Genomic DNA, 1,637 nt, shown 5'->3' with positions numbered 1-1,637 from the left:
CTCCAGCTCAGGTACGGCTTCGAACAAGTCCGCCACCAGGCCGTAATCGGCCACCTGGAAGATCGGCGCTTCTTCGTCCTTGTTGATCGCAACGATCACTTTGGAGTCTTTCATGCCCGCCAGGTGCTGGATCGCGCCGGAAATACCGACCGCGATGTACAGCTGTGGCGCAACGATCTTACCCGTCTGACCGACCTGCATGTCATTGGGTACAAAACCGGCATCAACTGCGGCACGGGACGCACCGACGGCAGCGCCCAGCTTGTCGGCCAGCGCGTACAGGTGCTTGAAGTTGTCGCCGTTCTGCATGCCACGACCGCCGGATACAACGATTTTGGCTGCCGTCAGTTCAGGACGGTCCGACTTGGCCAACTCTTCGTTCACGAACGAAGACGTGCCTGCATCGTGAACGGCCGCTACGGCTTCAACCGCTGCAGACCCGCCTTGCGCAGCCACCGGGTCAAAACCGGTGGCACGCACGGTGATCACTTTGACCGGCGCTGTCGATTGCACAGTGGCAATGGCGTTACCGGCATAGATCGGACGCTTGAAGGTGTCAGCGCTTTCAACCGAGATGATCTCGGAGATCTGGTCAACGTCCAGCTGAGCAGCGACACGCGGCAGGATGTTTTTGCCGTTGGAGGTCGCAGCAGCCAGGATGTGGCTGTAACCCTTGCCCAACGCTGCTACCAGCGGAGCCACGTTTTCCGGCAACTGGTGCGCGTACGCTGCGTTGTCGGCAGCCAGCACGCTGGCCACGCCCGAAATCTGCGCGGCGGCTTCAGCGATGGCGCCAATGCCCTGACCTGCAACCAGAACGTGAATGTCACCGCCGATTTTGGCAGCGGCGGCTACGGTGTTCAGCGTGGCCGGGGCCAGGGCTTTACCGTCGTGTTCTGCGATTACCAAGATAGTCATGTTTAGATTACCTTCGCTTCGTTTTTCAGTTTCTCGACCAGTTCAGCCACCGACTTGACCTTGATGCCTGCGCTGCGAGCCGCAGGCGCTTCGACTTTCAGGGTCTTGTTGGTCGATGCCGTGGAAACGCCCAATGCATCAGGCGTCAGCACTTCAAGCGGCTTCTTCTTGGCTTTCATGATGTTTGGCAGGGACGCATAGCGCGGCTCGTTCAAACGCAGGTCGGTGGTGACGATGGCCGGCAGACTCAGGGACACCGTTTGCGCGCCGCCGTCGATTTCACGGGTCACGGCAACCTTGTCACCCGCCACTTCAACCTTGGACGCGAACGTACCCTGACCGAAACCGGTCAGCGCGGCCAGCATCTGGCCCGTCTGGTTGTTGTCGCTGTCGATGGCCTGTTTACCCAGGATCACCAGTTGCGGCTGCTCCTTGTCCACCACGGCCTTGAGCAGCTTGGCCACGGCCAGCGAGGTCAGGTCTTCGGCGGATTCGACGAGGATGGCACGATCCGCACCCAGTGCCAGCGCGGTACGCAGCTGTTCCTGAGCCGTGGTCGGGCCGATGGAGACGACGACGATCTCGGTTGCCACGCCTTTCTCTTTCAGGCGCACGGCTTCTTCCACTGCGATTTCGCAGAAGGGGTTCATCGACATCTTGACGTTGGCGAGGTCAACGCCGGAGTTGTCCGCTTTGACGCGAACTTTAACGTTGTAATC

2 protein-coding genes are annotated in these 1,637 nt (G+C 60.2%); both read right to left on the bottom strand.

The annotated features are described in order from the left end of the window. Positions 1–918: electron transfer flavoprotein subunit alpha/FixB family protein (locus tag CJF39_RS22555; protein ID WP_094995371.1), on the bottom strand; the 918-nt coding region annotated here is incomplete at its 3' end. A gap of 2 nt (positions 919–920) precedes the next feature. Further along, positions 921–1,637: electron transfer flavoprotein subunit beta/FixA family protein (locus tag CJF39_RS22550; RefSeq protein WP_094995370.1), on the bottom strand; the 717-nt coding region annotated here is incomplete at its 5' end.

The sequence above is a fragment of the Pseudomonas lundensis genome, from assembly GCF_002269125.1.
Classification (GTDB): Bacteria; Pseudomonadota; Gammaproteobacteria; order Pseudomonadales; family Pseudomonadaceae; genus Aquipseudomonas; species Aquipseudomonas lundensis_A.
Note: the sequence above shows the minus strand (reverse complement) of the source record. Positions and strands in the feature narration are given on the sequence as shown.